17 protein-coding genes are annotated in these 21,847 nt (G+C 73.1%); 11 read left to right on the plus strand and 6 right to left on the minus strand.

Translation table 11 applies throughout. From position 1 onward, the window contains the following. Nucleotides 1-27 precede the first annotated feature (27 nt). Complete coding sequence (gene lysX, locus ACIGAQ_RS05075; RefSeq protein WP_399779236.1) at nucleotides 28-3,315, plus strand: bifunctional lysylphosphatidylglycerol synthetase/lysine--tRNA ligase LysX; 3,288 nt, start codon at nucleotides 28-30, stop codon at nucleotides 3,313-3,315. Nucleotides 3,316-3,404: 89 nt separating this feature from the next. After that, nucleotides 3,405-4,244: a polysaccharide deacetylase family protein gene (locus tag ACIGAQ_RS05080; RefSeq protein ID WP_311688801.1), complete on the plus strand. Its 840-nt coding sequence runs from the start codon at nucleotides 3,405-3,407 to the stop codon at nucleotides 4,242-4,244. A 39-nt stretch (nucleotides 4,245-4,283) separates the two neighbouring features. Here the strand turns inward: ACIGAQ_RS05080 and ACIGAQ_RS05085 are convergent, their stop codons facing one another. After that, nucleotides 4,284-4,949, minus strand: a complete 666-nt coding sequence (locus ACIGAQ_RS05085) for a class F sortase (RefSeq protein ID WP_311688799.1) — start codon at nucleotides 4,947-4,949, stop codon at nucleotides 4,284-4,286. A gap of 362 nt (nucleotides 4,950-5,311) precedes the next feature. Here ACIGAQ_RS05085 and ACIGAQ_RS05090 point away from each other — a divergent pair, with 362 nt between their 5' ends. Continuing rightward, nucleotides 5,312-5,800 carry a hypothetical protein gene (locus ACIGAQ_RS05090; RefSeq protein ID WP_311688797.1) on the plus strand — a complete coding sequence of 163 codons (489 nt, stop codon included), beginning with the start codon at nucleotides 5,312-5,314 and terminating at the stop codon, nucleotides 5,798-5,800. A gap of 107 nt (nucleotides 5,801-5,907) precedes the next feature. Here the strand turns inward: ACIGAQ_RS05090 and ACIGAQ_RS05095 are convergent, their stop codons facing one another. The 3 genes from ACIGAQ_RS05095 to ACIGAQ_RS05105 all read right to left on the minus strand — a co-directional run bounded on the left by ACIGAQ_RS05095 (nucleotide 5,908) and on the right by ACIGAQ_RS05105 (nucleotide 7,590). After that, nucleotides 5,908-6,444 (minus strand): hypothetical protein, encoded by a 537-nt coding sequence (locus ACIGAQ_RS05095; protein ID WP_362287573.1) that lies wholly within the window; start codon nucleotides 6,442-6,444, stop codon nucleotides 5,908-5,910. A gap of 225 nt (nucleotides 6,445-6,669) precedes the next feature. Continuing rightward, entirely contained in the window at nucleotides 6,670-7,434 is a 765-nt protein-coding gene (locus ACIGAQ_RS05100) for a DUF4239 domain-containing protein (RefSeq protein ID WP_311688793.1), read from the minus strand. Nucleotides 7,435-7,458: 24 nt separating this feature from the next. Beyond that, nucleotides 7,459-7,590, minus strand: a complete 132-nt coding sequence (locus ACIGAQ_RS05105; protein ID WP_351351655.1) for a hypothetical protein — start codon at nucleotides 7,588-7,590, stop codon at nucleotides 7,459-7,461. Between the two features lie 785 nt (nucleotides 7,591-8,375). Here ACIGAQ_RS05105 and ACIGAQ_RS05110 point away from each other — a divergent pair. From ACIGAQ_RS05110 to ACIGAQ_RS05120, 3 genes are all read left to right on the plus strand, one after another. Further along, nucleotides 8,376-9,353, plus strand: a complete 978-nt coding sequence (locus ACIGAQ_RS05110; protein ID WP_399779240.1) for an SCO0930 family lipoprotein — start codon at nucleotides 8,376-8,378, stop codon at nucleotides 9,351-9,353. Between the two features lie 331 nt (nucleotides 9,354-9,684). After that, nucleotides 9,685-10,497 carry an SAM-dependent methyltransferase gene (locus ACIGAQ_RS05115; protein WP_362284895.1) on the plus strand — a complete coding sequence of 271 codons (813 nt, stop codon included), beginning with the start codon at nucleotides 9,685-9,687 and terminating at the stop codon, nucleotides 10,495-10,497. Continuing rightward, nucleotides 10,494-12,635 carry an EAL domain-containing protein gene (locus ACIGAQ_RS05120; protein ID WP_311684404.1) on the plus strand — a complete coding sequence of 714 codons (2,142 nt, stop codon included), beginning with the start codon at nucleotides 10,494-10,496 and terminating at the stop codon, nucleotides 12,633-12,635. The genes ACIGAQ_RS05115 and ACIGAQ_RS05120 overlap by 4 nt, the downstream gene beginning before the upstream one ends. A 531-nt stretch (nucleotides 12,636-13,166) precedes the next feature. Here ACIGAQ_RS05120 and ACIGAQ_RS05125 read toward each other — a convergent pair. Beyond that, on the minus strand, nucleotides 13,167-14,051 hold the full coding sequence (locus ACIGAQ_RS05125; RefSeq protein WP_311684406.1) for a LysR substrate-binding domain-containing protein: 885 nt from the start codon (nucleotides 14,049-14,051) through the stop codon (nucleotides 13,167-13,169). A gap of 119 nt (nucleotides 14,052-14,170) precedes the next feature. Here ACIGAQ_RS05125 and ACIGAQ_RS05130 point away from each other — a divergent pair, with 119 nt between their 5' ends. From ACIGAQ_RS05130 to ACIGAQ_RS05150, 5 genes are all read left to right on the plus strand, one after another. Continuing rightward, complete coding sequence (locus tag ACIGAQ_RS05130) at nucleotides 14,171-14,839, plus strand: succinate dehydrogenase (protein WP_311684408.1); 669 nt, start codon at nucleotides 14,171-14,173, stop codon at nucleotides 14,837-14,839. 1 nt (nucleotide 14,840) lies between these two features. Beyond that, nucleotides 14,841-16,790: a fumarate reductase/succinate dehydrogenase flavoprotein subunit gene (locus tag ACIGAQ_RS05135; protein WP_399779243.1), complete on the plus strand. Its 1,950-nt coding sequence runs from the start codon at nucleotides 14,841-14,843 to the stop codon at nucleotides 16,788-16,790. Beyond that, nucleotides 16,787-17,536, plus strand: a complete 750-nt coding sequence (locus ACIGAQ_RS05140) for a succinate dehydrogenase/fumarate reductase iron-sulfur subunit (protein WP_311684411.1) — start codon at nucleotides 16,787-16,789, stop codon at nucleotides 17,534-17,536. The genes ACIGAQ_RS05135 and ACIGAQ_RS05140 overlap by 4 nt, the downstream gene beginning before the upstream one ends. Nucleotides 17,537-17,757: 221 nt before the next feature. Further along, complete coding sequence (locus ACIGAQ_RS05145) at nucleotides 17,758-18,525, plus strand: GNAT family N-acetyltransferase (protein WP_399779245.1); 768 nt, start codon at nucleotides 17,758-17,760, stop codon at nucleotides 18,523-18,525. After that, complete coding sequence (locus tag ACIGAQ_RS05150) at nucleotides 18,525-19,355, plus strand: lysophospholipid acyltransferase family protein (protein ID WP_399779247.1); 831 nt, start codon at nucleotides 18,525-18,527, stop codon at nucleotides 19,353-19,355. Before ACIGAQ_RS05145 ends, ACIGAQ_RS05150 begins: the two co-directional genes overlap by 1 nt. 120 nt (nucleotides 19,356-19,475) lie before the next feature. Here the strand turns inward: ACIGAQ_RS05150 and ACIGAQ_RS05155 are convergent, their stop codons facing one another. Then, the gene (locus tag ACIGAQ_RS05155) at nucleotides 19,476-21,839 is read right to left on the minus strand and encodes an ATP-binding cassette domain-containing protein (RefSeq protein WP_399779249.1); all 2,364 of its coding nucleotides are present in this window, start codon (nucleotides 21,837-21,839) and stop codon (nucleotides 19,476-19,478) included. Nucleotides 21,840-21,847 lie beyond the last annotated feature (8 nt).

Genomic DNA, 21,847 nt, shown 5'->3' on the forward strand with positions numbered 1-21,847 from the left:
AGGGGCTGGTGTTCCTAGAGTCGATACATGAGTGCCATCGCGGACACCGGGGCGGCCGGGAAGGACACCGCGGGCCCGATACGCCCGCCGCACCGGACCCACGGGCTCCTGGGCCGGGTGCCCCAGGGATGCGCGGTGTTCTTCGGCGCCCTCGGACTGCTCTGCGCTCTGCTCGCGCTCATCCCGCCGCTGCGCACCGGGCTGCGCCCCCTCGTCCGCTTCCTGGACCTGCTGCTCGTCCCGGTGAGCGCCAACCTCGCCTACGCGGTCTTCCTGTTCCTGCTCGCCGCCGCCACCGGAGCCCGCAAGAAGATCGCCTGGTGGCTGGTCGTCGTCTACCTGGGCCTGCTGGTCCTGACCGACATCCTGGGCATGGCCGTCGGCGAGTTCGCCGAGTCCGTGCCCTCCTTCGTGGTGTGCGGCCTCGCCCTGATCCTGCTGATCGTCGCCCGCCGTGAGTTCTACGCCGCCTCCCGCCGCGCCGCCGTCCGCCGGGCCCTCGCCGTCCTGGTGGCCGGCCTGGCCGTGGCGATCCTGGCCGGCTGGGCCCTGGTCGAGGCCTTCCCCGGGACCCTGCCCGCCGGGCAGCGGCTGGCCTGGGCGGCGAACCGCGTCTGCGGCGGACTCGTCCCCGCCGGCAGCTTCGACGGCCGCCCGCCGCACGCCCTGTTCTTCCTGCTCGGCCTCTTCGGCGCGCTCGCCCTGCTGAACGCGGCCGCCACCCTCTTCCGCTCGCAGCGCCTGGAAGCCGCCCTCCACGACGACGAGGAGGCCCGCATCCGCGCCCTGCTCGGCCGCTACGGCGACCAGGACTCCCTCGGCTACTTCGCCACCCGCCGCGACAAGGCCGTCGTCTTCTCACCCAGTGGCAAGGCCGCCGTCGCCTACCGCGTCGAGGCCGGCGTGTGCCTGGCCGGCGGTGACCCGGTGGGCGACCGGGAGGCCTGGCCGCACGCCATCGCCGCCTGGCAGGACGTGGCCCGCCGCCACGCCTGGGTCCCGGCCGTGATGGGCGCCTCCGAGGAGGGCGCCCGGGCCTTCGTACGCGCCGGGCTCGGCGCGCTCCAGCTCGGTGACGAGGCGATCCTGCACGTCCTCGACTTCGACCTCGACGGCCGCGACATGCGCGTCACCCGCCAGGCCGTCCACCGGGTCCGCCGGCTCGGCGTCACCTGCCGGGTCCGCCGCCACTCCACCCTCAGCGAGGACGAGATGCGGCGGATCGTCGAACGGGCCGACGCCTGGCGCGACACCGAGACCGAACGCGGCTTCTCCATGGCCCTGGACCGCCTCGGCGACCCCGCCGACGGCGACTGCCTCCTCGCCGAGGCCCTCGACGCGGACGGCCGGCTCCTCGCCCTCCAGTCCTTCGTGCCCTGGGGCAGGGACGGCATCTCCCTGGACCTGATGCGCCGTGACCGCACCGCCCCCAACGGCGTCATGGAGTTCATGGTCGCCGAACTGTGCGCCGCCGCCCCGAAACTGGGGGTGCGCCGGGTCTCGCTGAACTTCGCCGTGTTCCGCTCCGTGTTCGAGGAGGGGGCCCGCATCGGCGCGGGACCGGTGCTCCGCCTCTGGCGCCGCCTGCTGCTGTTCTTCTCCAAGTGGTGGCAGCTGGAGGCCCTGTACCGCTCCAACGCCAAGTACCACCCCGAGTGGTACCCCCGCTTCCTGTGCTACGCGGAGGCCGCCTCCCTCGCCCGGGTCGGCCTCGCCTCCGCCATCGCCGAGGGCTTCGTCTCCGTACCGTCGATGCGAAAGTTGTGGGGAAACGGGCACCCGAAGGGCGGACAGCGGCCCGCCACCACGGAGGGGCTGCCGTCACTGGCGGCGCTCGGCCTCGCCGGAGGGGACGGGACCGAGCCCGCCGACCCCCTCGCCGGCCTGCCCGAGCAGGTCCGCGTCCGGCACCGCACCCTCGAACGGCTGCGCGCCGCCGGCACCGACCCGTACCCGGTGGACGTCCCCGCCCGCACCCACACCCTCGCCGAGGTCGAACCGGGCCAGGACGTCACCGTCGCCGGCCGCGTCATGCTCGTCCGCGACTTCGGCGGCATCGTCTTCGCCGTCCTGCGCGACTGGTCCGGCGACCACCAGCTCGCCCTCACCCGGGACCGCTCCGGCCCCGCCCTGGACCGCTTCACCGCCGACACCGACATCGGCGACCACATCACCGCCACCGGGCACGCAGGCGTCAGCGACACGGGCGAACCGACCGTCTTCGTCACCTCCTGGCAGCTCACCGGCAAGTGCCTGCGCCCGCTGCCCGACAAGCGCCGGGGCCTGGCCGACCCCGAGGCCAAGGTCCGCATGCGCTACCTCGACCTCGCCGCCAGCCCCGCCGCCCGCGACGTGGTCCGCGCCCGCTCCACCGCCGTCCAGGCCGTGCGCCAGGGCCTGCTGGCCCGGGGCTACCTGGAGGTCGAGACGCCGGTGCTCCAGCAGATCCACGGCGGCGCCAACGCCCGCCCCTTCACCACCCACATCAACGCCTACGACCTCGACCTCTACCTGCGCATCGCCCCCGAGCTGTACCTCAAGCGGCTCTGCGTGGGCGGCATGGAGAAGGTCTTCGAGATGGGCCGCACCTTCCGCAACGAGGGCACCGACCACAAGCACAACCCCGAGTTCACCATCCTGGAGGCCTACCAGGCGTACGCCGACTACGACGTGATGCTCGACCTCGTGCGCGAACTGATCCAGGAGGCCGCCACCGCCGCCTTCGGCAGGCCCGTCGCCCGCAGGGACGGCGAGGAGTACGACATCTCCGGGCAGTGGCCCGTCAAGACCGTCTACGGCGCCATCGGCGAGGCCCTGGGCGAGGAGATCCACCCCGGCACCGGCATCGACACACTCAAACGCCTGTGCGACGCGGCGGACGTGCCGTACGTCGCCGACGACGGTCACGGCGACATCGTCCTGGAGATGTACGAGCGGCTGGTGGAGGAGCGCACCGGGCTGCCCACCTTCTACAAGGACTTCCCGACCGACGTCTCCCCGCTCACCCGGCAGCACCGCACCGACCCGCGCCTGGCCGAGCGCTGGGACCTCGTCGCCTTCGGCACCGAACTGGGCACCGCCTACTCGGAACTGACCGACCCGGTCGAGCAGCGCCGCCGCCTCACCGCCCAGTCGCTGCTCGCCGCCGGGGGAGACCCCGAGGCGATGGAACTCGACGAGGACTTCCTCGACGCCCTCGAATACGCCATGCCGCCCACCGGCGGCCTCGGCATCGGAGTCGACCGCCTGGTCATGTTCCTCACCGGGCTGACCATCCGCGAGACCCTGCCCTTCCCCCTGGTGCGCCGCCGCTGACCCGTCCGCGTGGGCCGTCCGGGTGAAACCGTGCCGCCGCACCGGTGTTGCTCAGGTGCGTCGGCCTTCCGCCGGGCGACTGATGAGTCATGAAGAAGGATCAGTTGCTCACCCGACGCGCGGCGTTGATCGCGGGCGCCGGCGCCGTGGGAGCGGCCGCCACGGCCGGTGTGCTCACGGCGGTCACCGGAGAGGGACCCGCCCGGCCCGCCGCCCCGGCGGCGGGCGCCCAGGCCGCCCGCCGCCCGCCCAGGGCCTCCGCGTACCGTCTGCAGCCCCTCACCGGCTACGCCCCGCCGCGCGCCGCGCCCCGCCGCGTACTGGTGCGCGGCGAACCGCTGCTGCGGGTGTCCGGCCGGGGCCGGACCATGGTGCTGACCTTCGACGACGGCCCCGACCCCCGCTACACCCCGGCCATCCTGGACGTCCTGGCCGAGTACGAGGTCCGCGCGATGTTCTTCGTGTGCGGTGAGATGATCGCCGGTGGCAGGGAGATGCTGGCCCGGATGACCGAGGAGGGTCACGTCGTGGGCAACCACACCTGGTCCCACCCCTTGCTCACCCGCCTGACCCGCCGTCAGATCCGCTCCCAGATGGAACGCACCAGCGACGCCGTCGAGGACGCCTGCGGCGAACGCCCCGAGTGGTTCCGCGCCCCCTACGGAGCGTGGAACCGCGCGGCCCTGCGGATCGGCGCCGCACTCGGCATGGAGCCCCTCGGCTGGACGCTGGACACGCTCGACTGGACCACCCCCGGCGTCCGCTCCATCGTGCGGCGCGTGGAACGCGGGGCCGCCCCCGGCGTGGTGGTGCTCTCCCACGATGCCGGGGGCGACCGTTCGCAGAGCGTGCGGGCCCTGCGGCGCTATCTGCCGGAGCTGCTGGACTCCGGCTACCACGTCACCGTGCCCCGGCGGCCCGACGCGTAGGAGCCCGCCCGGGAGGCCCGCCCGCCCGGCGGGGTGCGCTCAGCGCACCTCGACCAGGCGGGCGAAGGCCACCACGTTGCCCGCGTACCCCTCCTGCTCGGAGAAGCCGCCGCCGCAGGTGATGACCCGCAGCTCCGCCGCTCCCTTGGAACCGTAGACACGGTCGCCGGGGAAGTTGTCCTTCTCGAACACCTCGACGCCGTAGATCTCGAACACGGCGGTCTTGCCGTCCTGGCGAGCGACCTCGACGCGGTTGCCCTTCTTCAGGGCCCCGAGGCCGTAGAAGACGGCGGGGCCCTGCTGGTTGTCGACATGGCCCACGACGACCGCGGTGCCCTTCTCGCCGGGGGTGACGGCACCGGTGAACCAGCCGGCCAGGTTGGGGTCCTCCGGCGGCGGCGCGCCCACCCAGCCGTCCGGGTCCAGGCCCACCGGGATCATCGGCGCGTCGACCTGGATCGCCGGGATCCTGACCCGTTCCGGCAGGGCGTAGGGCAGGGGGCGTACGCCGGCGAAGGCGGCGCCGGGCACGTGGTTCTCCGCCGCTGCCGCCGTCGCCGGCTGGGGCGGTCCCTCGTCGAATTCCCCCGAACCGTTCCGGATGAGCGCGAGGCCGGTCAGCAGAACAAGCGCTATCACGCCCCACGGGGCGCGCTTCCTGGGCCGCGCCTCCTCTTCCGCCTGGGCCAGCTCGGACGCAGACATTCGCCATCCCCTCTCGACGCGGCCGTCGCCGGGTCAATCGCGCATAGCAGCACGCTAAATGCCGTGCGCGAAACCGGCGACGGGGCGGGAGCGAACGGGTGGCCCGGGCCGGTCGGGAGTGGTCCGGGGCCGGTCGGCGACCGGAGGTGCGCCATCCGAGTTGCCACCGAGAGGAAATTTCCGACCGGCCGTGACCTGCGACGATATCCCTCTCCGCGGATTTCCCCCGGTGCCTTCTCTCACCAGGACGGACCATTCCCGAAATGCGGCTTCGAGCACGGCAACTGACTGTCTTCCTGGGAGGCGCTTTCTCGCCGATCGACCGGGGAACGGGTCCCGGGGCGTCTTCCGCGGAGGTTCACATGCGTAACACTCGTGCCCTGGCGGTCACCGGCGCCGCGGTCGCCGCCCTCGGTCTGTCGGCCCCCGCGGCCGTCGCGTGGGACACACCCAGCAACATCACCGCCCTGCCCGGCGTCATCGCCCGCGGCGGCCAGCTCACCATCACCGTCGACGGCTGCAAGCACGGCGGAACGGCGACGTCCAACGCCTTCTCCCCGACGACGCTCTCGCCCGTCCACGGCGGACACAACGAGAAGGCGAGGGGCACCGCCACCATCAACCGCAACGCCCGCCCGGGTTCGTACGACATCACGGTCAACTGCAACGGCAAGTCGCTGACCAAGCCGCAGGCCTTCACCGTCATCGGCGGTGTCCGCGGTGGCATCGGCGGCAGCAGCACCACGGGCGCCACCCCGACCGACGTGGCCATCGGCGGGGGCCTCGTGGCCGCCGCGGTCGTCGGCGGTGGCGTGTTCTGGATGCGCCGGCGCGCCGAGCGGCGCATCTGACACCCGGCTCTCCCGCCTGACCGGGCCGTCGCCTCGCACGTGAACGGCCGTCGCCCCGGGTCCCCTCGCACGGGGGCCCGGGGCGACGACGGGGAGCACGGCGCTTGTCAGCCGGCGTCCTCGTCGGTGCGGCGGCGCGAGAAGTGGTAGGCGGCACCCAGCGAACCGGCGATGAGCGCGGCGCCCAGGCCGATCTCCTTGAGGTCGAAACCGGCGAGCGTGCCGCCCTCACCGGCGTGCACTCCCTTGTGGGGATGGCGCGTGGGGTGATGCGTGGGGTGGTGGGTGGGGTGGTGCGTCGGCCCGCCGCCGGCGATCGTCAGCCGCGCCGTGCCGCTCGACTCGTCACATTCGAAGCGCACGTCGTAGACGGCGCCGGGCTTGGCGTCCCAGTCCACGACGGCCGTCGCCCACGACTTCTGCGGCGGAATGACGACCACGTCGAAGACGGGTGAGTTGACCGCCGCCTCCCCCCGGCACGCCTCGTTGCGCTCCACCCGCAGCGTGACCTTCCCGCCCGGCGCGACCGTGGAGGGCTCCACGCCGAAGCCGAAGTCGGTCCGGATCGCCGCACCGGCGGCGGGCACGCAGGAGGTGAGAGCGCCGGCCAGCAGAGCGGCCGAAGCGACGCGTATCGCACGCATGGTGAAACCTCCGGGTCCCCGAGGAGCAGCCGCGGACCTGATCCGTTCGCGTCACAAATGCACCTCGTTGCCCGAAACGCTAAGAAGGTGGACCCGTCGGCGCGATCGCAGTAGTGCGAACGGGTCACACCTGTGCGCCGCGCGGGGGAACGCCGCTACCGCGACCGGGGGACGGCGACGGCGTGTCGCGCGTCCCCCGGCCGGGGTCCGTGGTGCCCGGGCCCGTCAGTCGCCGACGCCCGGGAACAGGTTCAGGAACGGGTCCGCCGATGCCGTGACGCCCCTGCTGTAGGGCGAGTCGAAGTCCCAGATGAGGAACAGCAGGAAGGCGATCAGCGCCGAGAACAGCCCGGCGAGGACCAGCTCGCGCGTCGTTCTGCGGATCTGCAGGGCGAAGATCATCCCGATGGTGATGACGGCCCCGGCCATCAGGCCGAACCACACCACGCCCGGCATGGTCTCCCCGGTGGACTCCGCACGGGCGATCCGCGCCTGGCTCGCCGCGGTCACCTGGTCGAGGAGGGGCTGGTAGGCCTGCGCCTCGAAGTCCGACGTCGGCTCGTAGTCGGTGACGTCGGCGCGGATCCGCTCGAAGAGCCGGGTACCGCGCTCGGTGACCTCGCCCTTGTCCGCCATGCTGTCCCACTCGGTGGTGACGACGTGGTTCACGTAGATCCGGATGTCGTCGCGGATGCGGTCGCGCTCCTCGGTGGGATAGACCCGGACCCGCTCCGAGATCTCGTGCAGTGCGGTGGCCTCGGCCTGGACGTGGTCCTGGGCGGCGCTGCGCCCCTCCCAGACGCCGGCGATCGCCAGGCCCAGGACGATGGCGTACACCACGCCGATCCACATCGTCATGTACTCGATGACGTCGGGGGTCTCGCTGGGGTCCTCGTCCTCGGGTGCCCTGCGGTGCCGTACGAGGGTGATGACGACCACCACGGCACAGGCGGCCAGCATCGCGAGGGTGAGAACAAGCCATTCCGGCAAGAGGTGCCTCCAGAGGTTCAGGGATCAGCGCGCGCGCAGCGCGGCGACGGCGACCACCGCGGGCACCGTGACGAGCAGGACGAAGGTGAGCGGCGACAGCGTGCCGCCGGTCCGCCGGGGCCGCGGCGGCGTGGCGCGGTAGCGCGGGTAGTGCACGGGCTTCGCGGACGGGCCCGGCGCGGGCGTCGCCGACGGTTTCGGCTTCGGCTCCGGGGGTGGCGGAGGCACGGGCCGGGGCGCCGGGCGCGCCGGGCGCGACGCGGGTGGCGGGGGCGGGGCCGGCGGCGCGGGCCGCGCCGTGGGGGCTGGTCGCGGTGGTGGGGGAGGGGGTGGGGGCTCGGGCGGGGGCGGCGGTGTCGGGTCCGGGCTCGGCGTGGGAGTCGGAGTCGGTTTCGGGGGCGGGGGCTCGGGGGGCGGCGTGGGGGTGGGGCACGGAGGCGGTGGCGGGGGTGGCGGGCACGGCGGTCCGGTCGGCCAGGTCAGGCTGCCGGCGACCGCCACCGCCTCGGTGCCGTCCGGCCCCGTCGAGGCGTACGCGCAGGCGTCGGCCACCGCCATGTCGGCCGGTGCCCCGACGAGTGCCCAGGTGAGCGTCGCCACCGCCAAGGCCCGTGCGGCAAGGGCGGATTGAGTCGATACGGGTCCATGCACGACGAAGATCATGAGCCCTGTGCCGCCGGGACGTGCCGGGGCGCAAGGGGATTGCCCCGAAAGAGGGATGTTCCGGTGCGGCCGGTTTGATGCCGGGTCGCCCGTGGGGTGTGCGAGGCGTACCTGTGTGCGGGGGTGCGGGGGTGCGGGGGTGCGGGCGGTGGCTGTCCCGGGCTCCGGAAAGAAATTTCGCCCCCCGTTGAACGCACCGGCCGCCCCCGTGCGTACTCATGTCCGTGCGGCGGCGCAGCAGGGCGCTGCAACACCCTTGCGATTATGGGGAGTTGACGATGAAGACCTCCTGGCGGAGCGCCTCACTCGTGGCGAGCGCCGCGGCGGTCCTGGCGCTGACGACGGCGTGCGGTCAGGACAGCCCACCGGCGGCCAGCCAGAACGTGGGCGCCACGGCCGCGCCCGGGGACTACGGCAGCATCGGCGCGGGCTCCGGGAACGGCGCCGTCGGCACCCCCAGCCAGCCGGCCGCGCCGAGCGCCCTCAGCCCGTCGAACCCCGCGGGCAAGCTGTCCGTCTCCACCGCCGAGATCGGCAAGGTGGTCACCGACAGCCTCGGCCTCACCCTGTACCGGTTCGACCAGGACACCGACCAGCCGCCCAAGTCGAACTGCGACGGCGACTGCGCCAAGACCTGGCCGCCCGTCCCGGCGGACGACGCCGAGGCCGGCGAGGGGATCGACAAGTCGCTGCTCGGCTCGGTCACCCGGGCCGACGGCACCAAGCAGCTCACCGTGGGCGGCTGGCCGGCCTACCGCTACGCGAAGGACGTCAACGCCGGTGACGTCAAGGGCCAGGGCGTGGGCGGCAAGTGGTACGCGCTCGCCCCCGACGGCAAGAAGGTGCAGGAGGGCGCGGGCGGAGCCGGCGGTGCCGGGACCGCCGAGGAGCTCGGGCTGTCCACCCGCAACGATGCCGAGCTCGGTGAGATCGTCGTCGACAGGAACGGCATGACGGTCTACCGGTTCAAGAAGGACGAGGCCTGGCCCAAGCCCGTCTCCAACTGCGTCGGCGCCTGCCTGGAGAAGTGGCCGATCGTGGAGCCCGTCGACTTCGCCGACACCAAGGGCATCCAGAAGAAGGGCTACATGATCTTCGACCGGACCGACGGGAAGGGCAAGCAGCAGACGATCAACTGCTCGCCGATCTACACGTTCGCCGGCGACAAGGCGCCGGGCGACACCAACGGCCAGGGCGTCGGCGGCACCTGGTACGCCGTGCGGCCCGACGGCAAGCTGGTCGGCGCGTCGGAATAGCAGAGCGACCTCCCCAGGGTTCATCTCGTCACCCGACGGTGCCTGCCAGGTCCGCCCCTCCGTGGAGCACGGAGGGGCGGACCGTTTTGCCGTGCTTCACCTGAACGCGGGGAATTCCCGGCGCTTTCCCCCCTTGCGGACCGGAACTCTCCGGAATGCCTCGGGCACTGATCGTCATATGTTCGAAGGGCAGGCGGAGGGGTATCAATTCGGCACGTGCCGCAGGCAGTGACCGGGAACGGATGGTCAATTTCCGTTTCGGGTCGCTCCCTTGGCGGGCGATCAGTAGCCTCTGCTCGAACACCGGATCGCCTACGCCTTGGAGAGATCGATGGAGCGTCCCGCCTGGGCCCCACGGAGCATCGACATATCGGTGCCCAGCGTTTCCCGGATGTACGACTACTACCTGGGCGGATCGCACAATTTCGAGGTCGACCGGGAAGCGGCCCGCCGGGCCATGGAGTTCATGCCGGGACTCCCCAAGATCATGCAGGCGAACCGGGCGTTCATGCGCCGGGCCGTGCGCTACGCGGCCGGTGAGGGCATAGGCCAGTTCCTCGACATCGGCTCCGGCATTCCCACGTTCGGCAACGTGCACGAGGTGGCGCAGGCCGCCCGCCCCGGAGCGCGCGTGGTGTACGTGGACCACGACCCGGTGGCCGTGGCGCACAGCGAGGCGGTCCTGGCGGGCAACGAGGACGCGGCCGTGGTGGCCGCGGACCTCCGCAAGCCCGCGGACATCCTGAGCAGCCCCGAGGTGGAGCGGCTGATCGACCTGAATCAGCCAGTGGCCCTGCTCCTCGTTGCCATACTGCACTTCGTGGAAGACGAGGACGACCCGTACGGGGCGGTGGCGGAGCTGAGCGCGGCGCTCGCGCCCGGCAGCCTGCTCGTGCTCACCCACGCCTCCTACGAGGGGATCCCGCTGCCGCCGGAGCGGGCCGGAGGCGCGGTCGACGTGTACGAGGACATCCGCAACCCGCTGATCATGCGCTCGCGCGAGGAGATCGCGCGGTTCTTCGAGGGGTACGACATGGTGGAACCCGGACTGGTGGCGATGCCGCGCTGGCGGCCCGACACCGCACCGGAGGACGAGGATCCGTACGCGTTCTCCGGCTTCGCGGGCGTGGGGCGTACGGCGTGATCGCGGAACCGGACGGGCCGGAGGACAGACTCCGCCGGTTCGCGACGATCTGGAGCCGGGCGGTCTTCCCGGTGACGTCGACGTCGTCGACCCGGCCGGAGTTCGAGGAGCAGCTGCTGCCGCTGGCCCGGCGGTTGAGCGAGGCACTGCTGGCCCGGGCCTTCGACGCGGACGCGGGCAAGGCGGTCGGCGCCGCCCTCGTGGACGCGCACTGCACCGACCCCGACGCGCTCGGCGCCACACTGGACTGCGTGGACGCCTACCTGGTGCTGTACTGCGGCGGCGACGGCGACCCCGAGACCCTGCGGGCCCGGTGCGCGCGCCTGCAGCACGCGATGGCCGCCGGCTTCGCCCGGGCGCTGCGCGAGCGGACCCTGGCCGAGCAGGAGGCCATCGCCCAGGCCGCCCTGCAGGCGCAGGGCGTGGTGGCGCAGGCCCTGCACGCGAGCGAGGCCCGCTTCCGCGCCGTCTTCGAAGGCGCGGCCATAGGCATCGGCATCGCCGACCTGGAGGGCAACATCCTCCAGGTCAACGGCGCGCTGCTGCGCATGTTCGGCATCTCCGAGCAGACGCTGCGCAGCCGCAACGTCCGGGAGTGGACCCACCCCGACGACGCCCCGCAGACCTGGCGGCTCTACGACGAACTCGTGCGCGGCGAGCGGGAGCACTACCACTTGGAGAAGGCGTTCTACCGCCCCGACGGGACGGTCCTGTGGACCAACCTGACGGTCTCCCTGCTGCGGGACGCCGACGGCGAACCGCAGTACCAGCTGGCCCTCATGGAGGACACCACCGAGCGGCGGCTGCTCAACCTGCGGCTGCGCTACGAGGCCACGCACGACGCCCTCACGGGCCTGCCCAACCGCACCTTCTTCTTCGAGCGGCTGGAGAAGGCACTGTCCGCCGGGGAAGGCCAGCGGTTCGGGCTGTGCTACCTCGACCTGGACGGCTTCAAGACCGTCAACGACAGCCTCGGCCACGCGGCCGGCGACCGGCTGCTCGTGGAGGTCGCCGACCGGCTGCAGTCCTGCGCCACCGCGCCCGGCGAGATGGTCGCGCGGCTCGGCGGCGACGAGTTCGTGGCGCTGACCACCGGACCCGACACCCAGCGCGAGGTCGACGAGCTCGCCGCCCGCATCATGAACGCGCTGCTCGCGCCGATCAGCGTCGACGGCCGGGAGCTGACCGTGCGCGGCAGCATCGGCATCGTCGAGGGCCCGGCGGGGGAGCGCAGCCCCGCCGAGGTGCTGCGCAGCGCGGACATCACGATGTACCGGGCCAAGTCGGCGGGCGGCAACCGCTTCGAGCTGGCAGACCCCGAGGCGGACGCCCGCGCCATCACCCGCCACGGCCTGACGACCGCGCTGCCGACGGCGCTGGAGCGGGGCGAGTTCTTCATCGAGTACCAGCCGCTGGTGCATCTCGGCGACGGCAGCGTCCGGGGCGCCGAGGCCCTGGTGCGCTGGCTGCACCCGCAGCACGGCGTCCTCGGCCCGGACCGGTTCATCCCGCTGGCCGAGCACACCGGGCTGATCGTGCCGCTGGGCCGCTGGGTGCTGGAGCAGTCCGTACGCCAGGCCCGCGAGTGGCGGGAGCTGCACGGCGGAGTGGACGCCGGGCCCCTGCGGATCAACGTCAACCTGTCGCCGTGCCAGCTGACCCATCCCGGGCTGGTCCAGGACACGGTCGACATCCTGGAGCGGACCGGTGTCGCGCCGGACGCGCTGTGCCTGGAGGTCACCGAGTCGGCGCTGATCGGGGCGGACGACGACCTGCTGAAGCCGCTGCGCCGGCTGGCGGAGATGGGCGTCGACATCGCCCTCGACGACTTCGGGACGGGCTACTCCAACCTGGCCAACCTGCGGCGGCTGCCGGTGAGCATCCTCAAGCTGGACCGGTCCTTCACGCAGAGCATGCAGCAGTTCCCGGCCGATCCCGTCGACCTGAAGATCGTCGAGGGGATCGTCTCGCTGGCGCACAGTCTGGATCTCGGAGTCACGGTCGAGGGCGTGGAGACGGGCGCCCAGGCCGAGCAACTGCGCATCCTCGGCTGCGACACGGCCCAGGGCTGGTACTACGCCCGCCCGGGCCCACCGGAGCGACTGCACGAACTGGCGCTGGTGGACGCGACGGGGTGACGCCGGGCGCGAACGGGTGACCGGCCGCGGCGGGGTGACCGGCCGCGGCGGGGTGTCCGGACGCGACCGGGCGCGCGCCTGGACGCCACCGGGTGGCGCCCCGGCTGTGTGCCCGGCCGGGGTGCGGTGCGGGCCGCGGCCGCCGTCATTCCGCCGCGCGGGGCGCCGCCCCCACGGAGGCGAGGGACAGGCCCACGACGACCCCCTTGCCCTCCGGGCGGCAGCTTTCCCTGGTCGCCAGGCGGCTCCGCGTCAGCTCGGCTGCCACCTCCCGCAGCGCGTACTGCCCGGGCGTCTCCGAGCGGGGCGGGTGCTCCTCCGCGCGCTCCCACGGCCAGCGCCGCCCCGGTCCAGGCCCGGGCCACCCGCACGGTGACCCGGCCGGTCTGCTCGGCGGCACAGGCCCCGAGGGCGGCCGGTTCCTGCCTGTCGTCCCGGTACCGGCCGGGCGTACTGCTCGTCACTCGCAGGCCCACGGCAGGCGCGGAGGGCTGCCGGACGCAGGGCATGCCCGGGCCGGCCCGGGCGCCGTCACCGCTCCAGCAGCATCCGCTGCAGTTCCCGGGCCGCCCGGGGCGGGGCCACGTCGCTGCGGTGGGCCAGGGCGATCGTGCGGTGCAGGCCCGGGCGGGCCAGGGGGGTCACCCGCAGTCCGCCTCCGGACCGCGCCGCGACCATGCGCGGCACGACGGCGACGCCCAGGCCGGCCCGGACGAAGCCCAGCACCGCGTCCATCTCCCCGCCCTCCACCGCGAAGTCCGGCTCGAAGCCCTCCGCCCGGCACGCGGCGACCGTCAGTTCGCGCAGGTCGTAGCCGTGGCGGAACATCACCAGGCGTTCGCCCTCCAGGTCCGCGACCCGTACCGTGCGCCGCCCCCGGCCCGGCTTCGGCGCGTCGGGGGAGGAGACCACGACCAGGTCCTCGCGCAGCAGCTCCACCGTGGTCAGCGCCGGGGACGGCGTCGGCAGCGGCAGCACGATCAGCGCCAGGTCCAGCGCCCCGCGGGCCAGCTCCCGCACCAGGTCGTGCGAGCCGCCCTCCTCGATCAGCAGCCGGATGCCCGGGTAGCGGTCGTGGAAGGCGCGCAGCACGTCCGGCAGCAGGCCCGTGCACAGGCTGGGCGTGGCGCCGAGCCGTACCCGGCCCCGCCGCAGCTGCACCAGCTCCTGCACCTCGTGCCGGGCGGTGTCCGCGTCGGCCAGGATGCGGCGGGCCAGTGGGAGCAGGGCCTCCCCGGCGTCCGTGAGCGTGATGTTGCCGCGCGCCCGGAGGAACAGATCCGCGCCGAGCTCCCGCTCCAGCGCCTTGATCTGCTGCGACAGTGACGGCTGCGCGACATGGACCAGATCGGCGGCCCGGGTGAAGTGCCGGGTCTCGGCGACGGCCACGAAGTACTGGAGCTGTTGGAACTGCATCCACCCACGATAGTCCCAGCCTATGGAATCAAGCCGGACCATGTCTTGGACCGATCGGCCGCGCGTCCGTAGCGTGCTGTTCCATGGCTCTGGCAACGCGGACGGACCGACGGCCGTCCATGGCACGCACCGTGTGGGACTCCACCGTCGGGAAGAAGACCGTGATGGCGGTCAGCGGTCTGATCATGCTGCTGTACCTGGTCGTCCACATGATCGGGAACCTGAAGATCTTCTTCGGCGCGGGCGAGTTCAACCACTACGCGCACTGGCTGCGCACCGTCGGCGAGCCGTTCATGCACTACGAGTGGACGCTGTGGCTGGTCCGCGTCGTGCTCGTGGTCGCCGTGGTCGCGCACGCGGTCTCCGCCTACCAGCTCAGCCGCCGCGACATCAGGGCGCGGCCCAGCAAGTACGTGCACAAGAAGCCCCGGGCCTCCTACGCCACGCGCACCATGCGCTGGGGCGGGATCATCCTCGGCCTGTTCATCGTCTGGCACGTCCTCGACCTGACGACCGGCACCGTGCACCCCGGCTTCGAGTCGGGCCGCCCGTACCAGAACGTCGTGGACACCTTCTCCACCTGGTACGGCAACGTCGTCTACATCGTCGCGATGCTCGCGCTCGGCCTGCACGTGCGGCACGGCTTCTGGAGCGCCGCGCAGACCCTCGGCGCCGGCAGCCGCACCCGCGACCGCGCCCTGAAGACCGTCGCGAACGTCCTCGCGCTGCTGCTCACGGCCGGCTTCATCGCCGTACCCGTGGCCGTCATGACCGGAGTGGTGAGCTGACATGACCTCTTACGCGGACTACGCGACCGGCGAGCCGGTCGTCGACACCAAGGCGCCGTCCGGGCCCATCCACGAGCGGTGGGACAAGCGCCGGTTCGAGGCGAAGCTCGTCAACCCGGCCAACCGGCGCAAGCACACCGTCATCGTCGTGGGCACCGGGCTGGCCGGCGGCTCCGCCGGTGCCACCCTCGCCGAACAGGGCTACCACGTCGTCCAGTTCTGCTACCAGGACTCCCCGCGCCGCGCCCACTCCATCGCGGCGCAAGGCGGCATCAACGCGGCGAAGAACTACCGCAACGACGGCGACTCCATCCACCGGCTGTTCTACGACACCGTCAAGGGCGGCGACTTCCGGGCCCGCGAGTCCAACGTGCACCGGCTCGCGCAGATCTCCGTGGAGATCATCGACCAGTGCGTGGCCCAGGGCGTGCCCTTCGCCCGCGAGTACGGCGGCCTCCTCGACACCCGCTCCTTCGGCGGCGTCCAGGTGTCCCGGACGTTCTACGCCCGCGGCCAGACGGGCCAGCAGCTGCTGCTGGGCGCGTACCAGGCGCTGAGCCGGCAGATCGCCGCGGGGAACGTCGAGATGCACCCGCGCACCGAGATGCTCGACCTGATCGTCGTCGACGGGCGGGCGCGCGGGATCGTCGCCCGGGATCTCGTCACCGGCAGGATCGACACCTACTTCGCGGACGCCGTCGTCCTCGCCTCCGGCGGCTACGGCAACGTCTTCTACCTGTCGACGAACGCCATGAACTCCAACGCCACCGCGATCTGGCGGGCCCACCGGCGCGGCGCGTACTTCGCCAACCCCTGCTTCACCCAGATCCACCCCACCTGCATCCCGCGCACCGGCGACCACCAGTCCAAGCTGACGCTGATGAGCGAGTCGCTGCGCAACGACGGCCGCATCTGGGTCCCGAAGGCCCAGGGCGACACCCGGCCGCCGAACGAGATCCCCGAGGACGAGCGCGACTACTACCTGGAGCGCATCTACCCGTCCTTCGGCAACCTGGTGCCGCGCGACATCGCCTCCCGCGCCGCGAAGAACGTCTGCGACGAGGGCAGGGGAGTCGGCCCCGGCGGCCAGGGCGTCTACCTCGACTTCGCCGACGCCATCAGGCGCATGGGCCGCAAGGCGGTGGAGGCCAAGTACGGCAACCTCTTCGACATGTACCAGCGGATCACCGACGAGGATCCGTACGAGGTGCCCATGCGCATCTACCCCGCCGTGCACTACACGATGGGCGGCCTGTGGGTCGACTACGACCTGCAGACCACGATCCCCGGCCTGTTCGCGATCGGCGAGGCCAACTTCTCCGACCACGGTGCCAACCGGCTCGGCGCGTCCGCGCTGATGCAGGGCCTCGCCGACGGGTACTTCGTGCTCCCCGCCACCATCAACGACTACCTGGCGCGCAACCCCCACCACGAGGCGGTGACCGACGAACACCCCGTCGTCCAGGAGGTGCTGGCCGAGACGCAGGACCGGCTCAACCTGCTGCTGTCCGTCGACGGCGACCGCACCCCCGACTCCTTCCACCGCGAGGTCGGCGAACTCATGTGGGAGTTCTGCGGCATGGCCCGCAGCGACTCGGGGCTGCGCAAGGCGCTGGAGCGCATCCCGCAGATCCGCGAGGAGTTCTGGCGGCGCATCAAGGTGCCCGGCACCGGCGAGGAGTTCAACCAGTCGCTGGAGAAGGCCAACCGCATCGTCGACTACCTGGAGCTGGCCGAGCTGATGTGCCTCGACGCGCTGCACCGCTCCGAGTCCTGCGGCGGCCACTTCCGCGAGGAGTCCCAGACGCCGGACGGCGAGGCCGCGCGCAAGGACGACGCGTTCGCCTACGCGGCCGCCTGGGAGTTCACCGGCACCGGCGAGGCTCCCGTGCTGCACAAGGAAGACCTGGTCTTCGAGTACGTCCACCCCACCCAGCGGAGCTACGCATGAAGCTCACCCTGCGCGTCTGGCGCCAGAAGAACGCCGACGCCGACGGCACCATGTCCACGTACGAGGTGGACGGCATCTCGCCCGACATGTCCTTCCTGGAGATGCTCGACACCCTCAACGAGGAGCTCATCCTCAAGGGCGAGGACCCGGTCGCCTTCGACCACGACTGCCGGGAGGGGATCTGCGGCGCCTGTTCGCTGGTCATCAACGGCGACGCCCACGGCCCCGAACGGACGACCACCTGCCAGTTGCACATGCGGTCCTTCCAGGACGGCGACACCATCGACATCGAACCGTGGCGGGCGTCCGCCTTCCCGGTGATCAAGGACCTGGTCGTGGACCGGTCGGCGTTCGACCGGATCATCCAGGCCGGCGGTTACATCACCGCCCCGACCGGTTCGGCACCCGAGGCGCACGCCACGCCCGTGCCCAAACCCGACGCCGACTTCGCCTTCGAGCACGCCGAGTGCATCGGCTGCGGCGCGTGCGTGGCGGCCTGCCCCAACGGGGCGGCGATGCTGTTCACCTCCGCCAAGGTCAACCACCTGAACGTGCTGCCGCAGGGAGCGCCCGAGCGGGAGACGCGCGTGCTGGACATGGTGGCGCAGATGGACGAGGAGGGCTTCGGCGGGTGCACGCTCGCCGGGGAGTGCGCCACCGCCTGCCCCAAGGGCATCCCGCTGATGTCGATCACCAGCATGAACAAGGAGTGGCTGCGGGCGACCCGGAAGGCCGCCAAGCGGTAGCAGACGTTCGCCGACCGGTGCGGACGGGCGGGACCGGGAATGGTGCTCTTCCCGGTCCCGTCTCGTACGGTCCGCGCGCGAGCCGTTCAACAACCCCACATCCGCGCTCCCTGCGCACGACACGCGAAGGTCGGCCGGCACCGGCAGAACTGGGGCGGAGGATCGCACCGCTCCGCCCAGCGTCCCCGCCGCACCGATCCGGCCCGTGACAGGAGAGCACCATGACCGGCGTACTGACCGTCGACCGTCCCGCGCAGCCCACGGCCCCCACCCGCTACACCGTCGCCCTCGCCCGCACCGAGGAGGACGTCCGCGCCGCGCAGCGGCTGCGCCACGACGTCTTCGCCGGCGAGATGGGCGCCCTGCTCACCGGCGCGGAACCGGGCCTCGACGTCGACTCGTTCGACGCCTACTGCGACCACCTCCTCGTACGGGAGGAGACCACCGGCCAGGTCGTCGGCACCTACCGGCTGCTGCCGCCCGAGCGCGCGGCCGTCGCCGGACGGCTGTACAGCGAGGGCGAGTTCGACCTGTCCGCGCTGGACGGGATCCGGCCGCAGCTCGTCGAGGTCGGCCGGTCCTGCGTGCACCCCGACCACCGCGACGGCGCGGTCATCGGCCTGATCTGGGCCGGCATCGCCCGCTACATGGTCGACCGCGGCCACGAGTGGCTCGCCGGCTGCTGCTCCGTCCCGCTCGCCGACGGCGGCACGCTCGCCTCCGCCACCTGGGACCGGGTGAGCGCCAAGCACCTGTCGCCGCAGGAGTACCGCGTCCGGCCGCGTCTGCCGTGGCTGCCGGGCCCCGCGCCCGCCGCCCGCACCGAACTGCCCGCCCTGCTCCGCGGCTACCTGCGCCTGGGCGCCTGGGTGTGCGGCGAGCCGGCCCACGACCCGGACTTCGGCGTCGCCGACCTGTACGTGCTGCTGCCCATGAGCCGGGTCGACGCGCGCTACCTGCGCCACTTCCTCTCCCTCGTGCCGGCCTGATGAGCGCCTGGCTGCCCTCCGCGCCCTGCACGCCGCGGGCCTGTGTCGAGACACCGGCCGCGGTGCCCGCCCGGCTCGTGCCGCGGGCCGTGCTGCGGCTCACCGGAGTGGCGCTGCTGCTCCTCGCCGGGATCGCCCTGCTGCCGCTCGGCGGCCGGGTCCCGGCCGGCCTCGTCAGGCGGTGGTGCCGGTGGATCGTGCGGGCCGCGGGCGTCCGGGTCCGCGTCACCGGTGCCACCGCCGTCCCCGCCGGGGGGCTGCTGCTGGTCGCCAACCACATCTCCTGGCTGGACATACCGCTGCTCGCCGCCGTGCGGCCCGCCCGGATGCTGGCCAAGACCGAGGTGCGGCGGTGGCCCGTCGCCGGGCCGCTGGCCGCGCGCGGCGGCGTGCTGTTCATCGACCGGGACCGGCTGCGCGCCCTGCCGGACACCGTCGCCCGGATCACCCACGCGCTGCGCGAGGGCACGGCCGTGGCCGCCTTCCCCGAGGGCAGCACCTGGTGCGGCCGGGCCCAGGGCACCTTCCGCCGGGCCGTGTTCCAGGCCGCTCTGGACGCCCGGGTCCCCGTCCAGCCGGTGCGCATCGCCTACCGGCTCGCCGCCGGGCCCGGCCGGGACGCCGGGGCCACCACCGCTGCGGCTTTCGTCGGCGACGACACCCTGCTCGCCTCGCTGTGGCGGGTCGCGACGACCCGCGGCCTGATCGCGGAGGTCGAGGTACGCGCCCCCATCCCACCGGGCGGCCACCCCGACCGCCGCTCCCTGGCCCGCTCCGCCCAGCCCCCCGAGGCGGCACCGGCGTGGACGCACACGGTGCTCGTGGCGTAGGGCCGCGCACCGGCCGGGCGGCGGGTGCCTCGCCGGGCCCGCGTGGGCCGGTGGCCGCGGCGGTGTGCCGTCCGGCGGCACCCTGGCCGCGGGCGCCCGCCTCCTCCGGCGAGGCCCGCCTCAGCGGTTCCCGGACAGCGCGCGCGTCAGACAGGGCGCCGTCCGGCTCTCCGCCGAGCGCGCCACCGCGGCGGGCGGTCCCGCCGCCACGATCCGGCCGCCCGCGTCGCCGCCGCCCGGGCCGAGGTCGACGACCCAGTCGGCGCCCGCCACGACGGCCATGTCGTGCTCGACGACGATCACCGTGTGCCCGGCGTCGACCAGGCCGTGCAACTGGCGCATGAGGACGTCGACGTCGGCCGGGTGCAGGCCGGTCGTGGGCTCGTCCAGGAGGTAGAGCGTGTGGCCGCGCCGGGCGCGCTGCAGTTCGCTCGCCAGCTTGATGCGCTGCGCCTCGCCGCCCGACAGCTCCGTCGCGGGCTGGCCCAGTCGCAGATAGCCCAGGCCCACGTCGAGCAGGGTGCCGAGGCTGCGCGCCACGGCCGGGGTGTCCGCGAAGAACTCCGCCGCGGCCTCCACCGTCAGGTCCAGCACCTGCGCGATGGTCAGCCCTCGGTACGTCACCTCCAGCGTCCCGGCGTTGTAGCGGGCCCCGCCGCAGTCCGGGCAGGGCGCGTACGTGCTCGGCAGGAACAGCAGCTCCACGCTGACGAACCCCTCGCCCTGGCAGGTCTCGCACCGCCCCCCTGCCACGTTGAAGGAGAACCGGCCGACGCCGAAGCCGCGTTCCCGCGCGCCGTCGGTCGCCGCGAACACCTTGCGCACGACGTCGAACAGGCCGGTGTAGGTGGCGAGGTTGGAGCGCGGGGTGCGGCCGATGGGCTTCTGGTCGACCGAGACCAGCCGCCCCACCCCCGGGGTCTCCTCGGTGATCTCGCCGATGAGGGTGGACTTGCCGGAGCCGGACACACCGGTGACGGCGGTGAACGCGCCGAGCGGGAACGCGGCGGTCACCCCGCGCAGGTTGTGCCGGGTGACCGGGCCGGTCTTCAGCCAGTCCCGGGGGGCGCGGACCTCCCGGCCGGGGGCGGGGGAGCGGCCGAAGAGGTAGCGGGCCGTCGCCGACTCCTCGACGCCGGCCAGGGCGGCCACCGGTCCGCTGTGCAGCACGCGCCCGCCGTGCTCGCCCGCCAGCGGACCCACGTCCACCAGCCAGTCGGCAGCGCGCATGACGTCCAGGTGGTGCTCCACCACGAACACCGAGTTGCCGGCGCGCTTGAGCCGCTCCAGCACGGTCAGCAGCGCCTCGGTGTCCGCCGGGTGCAGCCCGGCCGACGGCTCGTCCAGGACGTAGACCACGCCGAACAGGCCGGAGCGCAGCTGGGTGGCCAGGCGCAGGCGCTGCAGCTCGCCCGCGGAGAGGGTGGGGGTCGCGCGGTCGAGGCTGAGATAGCCGAGGCCCAGCTCCACGACCGGTGCGATCCGGGACCTGAGGTCGTCGGTCAGGACCCGGGCCGCCTCCGACGGTGCGTCCAGCCGGCCGGCCAGCTCCGCCAGCGGCAGGGCGGCCAGCTCGGCGATGGTCCGCCCGCCGAAGGTCACCGCGAGGGCCTCGGGCCGCAGTCGGCTGCCGCCGCAGGCCGGGCAGGGGGCGCTGGTGAGGAACCGCTCGGCCTTCGCCCGCAGGGCGGGGCTCTTGGAGTCCGAGAAGGTCTTCAGCACATGGCGCCGCGCGCTGGTGTAGGTGCCCTGGTAGGGCCGCTGGATGCGGTCGGCGTCCCGCACCGGGTGCACGGTGACCACGGGCTGCTCGTCCGTGAACAGGATCCACTCGCGCTGTTCGGCGGGCAGCTCCCGCCACGGCCGGTCCACGTCGTACCCGAGCGCGTCCAGGATGTCCCGCAGGTTCTTGCCCTGCCAGGCGCCCGGCCAGGCGGCGATCGCGCCCTCGCGGATCGACAGCGAGGGGTCGGGGACCAGCGAGTCCTCGGTCGTCCGGTGCACCCGGCCGAGCCCGTGGCACTCCGGGCACGCCCCGGCCGCCGTGTTGGGCGAGAAGGCGTCGGAGTCGAGCCGCCCGGCCCCGGGCGGATGGGTTCCGGCCCGGGAGAACAGCATGCGCAGGGAGTTGGAGAGGTTGGTGACCGTGCCGACCGAGGAGCGCGAGGTGGGTGCCGCACGGCGCTGCTGGAGCGAGACGGCCGGCGGCAGCCCGGTGATCTCCCCGACCTTCGGCGCGCCGACCTGGTGGATCAGCCGGCGCGCGTACGGCGCCACCGACTCGAAGTAGCGCCGCTGCGCCTCGGCGTAGATCGTGCCGAACGCCAGGGAGGACTTCCCCGAGCCGGACACGCCGGTGAACACGGCAAGGGCGTCGCGCGGGACGTCGACGTCGACGCCGCGCAGGTTGTGCTCGCGGGCTCCCCGGACCCGGACGTACGGGTCGTGGGTGTCAGGGGGGCCGGCGTGATGGGGGTCGCGCATGGGAGACG

It is taken from the genome of Streptomyces sp. NPDC085932 (genome assembly GCF_044540525.1).
Classification (GTDB): Bacteria; Actinomycetota; Actinomycetes; order Streptomycetales; family Streptomycetaceae; genus Streptomyces; species Streptomyces levis.

Excerpts from the sequence above, each read along its gene's own strand:
- ACIGAQ_RS05095 (WP_362287573.1), bottom strand. The coding sequence starts at position 6,444 with ATGCGTGCGATACGCGTCGCTTCGGCCGCTCTGCTGGCCGGCGCTCTC.
- ACIGAQ_RS05140 (WP_311684411.1), top strand. The coding sequence starts at position 16,787 with ATGAAGCTCACCCTGCGCGTCTGGCGCCAGAAGAACGCCGACGCCGAC.
- ACIGAQ_RS05155 (WP_399779249.1), bottom strand. The coding sequence starts at position 21,839 with ATGCGCGACCCCCATCACGCCGGCCCCCCTGACACCCACGACCCGTAC.
- ACIGAQ_RS05115 (WP_362284895.1), top strand. The coding sequence starts at position 9,685 with ATGGAGCGTCCCGCCTGGGCCCCACGGAGCATCGACATATCGGTGCCC.
- ACIGAQ_RS05110 (WP_399779240.1), top strand. The coding sequence starts at position 8,376 with ATGAAGACCTCCTGGCGGAGCGCCTCACTCGTGGCGAGCGCCGCGGCG.
- ACIGAQ_RS05135 (WP_399779243.1), top strand. The coding sequence starts at position 14,841 with ATGACCTCTTACGCGGACTACGCGACCGGCGAGCCGGTCGTCGACACC.
- ACIGAQ_RS05125 (WP_311684406.1), bottom strand. The coding sequence starts at position 14,051 with ATGCAGTTCCAACAGCTCCAGTACTTCGTGGCCGTCGCCGAGACCCGG.
- ACIGAQ_RS05080 (WP_311688801.1), top strand. The coding sequence starts at position 3,405 with ATGAAGAAGGATCAGTTGCTCACCCGACGCGCGGCGTTGATCGCGGGC.
- ACIGAQ_RS05150 (WP_399779247.1), top strand. The coding sequence starts at position 18,525 with ATGAGCGCCTGGCTGCCCTCCGCGCCCTGCACGCCGCGGGCCTGTGTC.
- ACIGAQ_RS05090 (WP_311688797.1), top strand. The coding sequence starts at position 5,312 with ATGCGTAACACTCGTGCCCTGGCGGTCACCGGCGCCGCGGTCGCCGCC.
- lysX (WP_399779236.1), top strand. The coding sequence starts at position 28 with ATGAGTGCCATCGCGGACACCGGGGCGGCCGGGAAGGACACCGCGGGC.
- ACIGAQ_RS05145 (WP_399779245.1), top strand. The coding sequence starts at position 17,758 with ATGACCGGCGTACTGACCGTCGACCGTCCCGCGCAGCCCACGGCCCCC.
- ACIGAQ_RS05130 (WP_311684408.1), top strand. The coding sequence starts at position 14,171 with ATGGCACGCACCGTGTGGGACTCCACCGTCGGGAAGAAGACCGTGATG.
- ACIGAQ_RS05085 (WP_311688799.1), bottom strand. The coding sequence starts at position 4,949 with ATGTCTGCGTCCGAGCTGGCCCAGGCGGAAGAGGAGGCGCGGCCCAGG.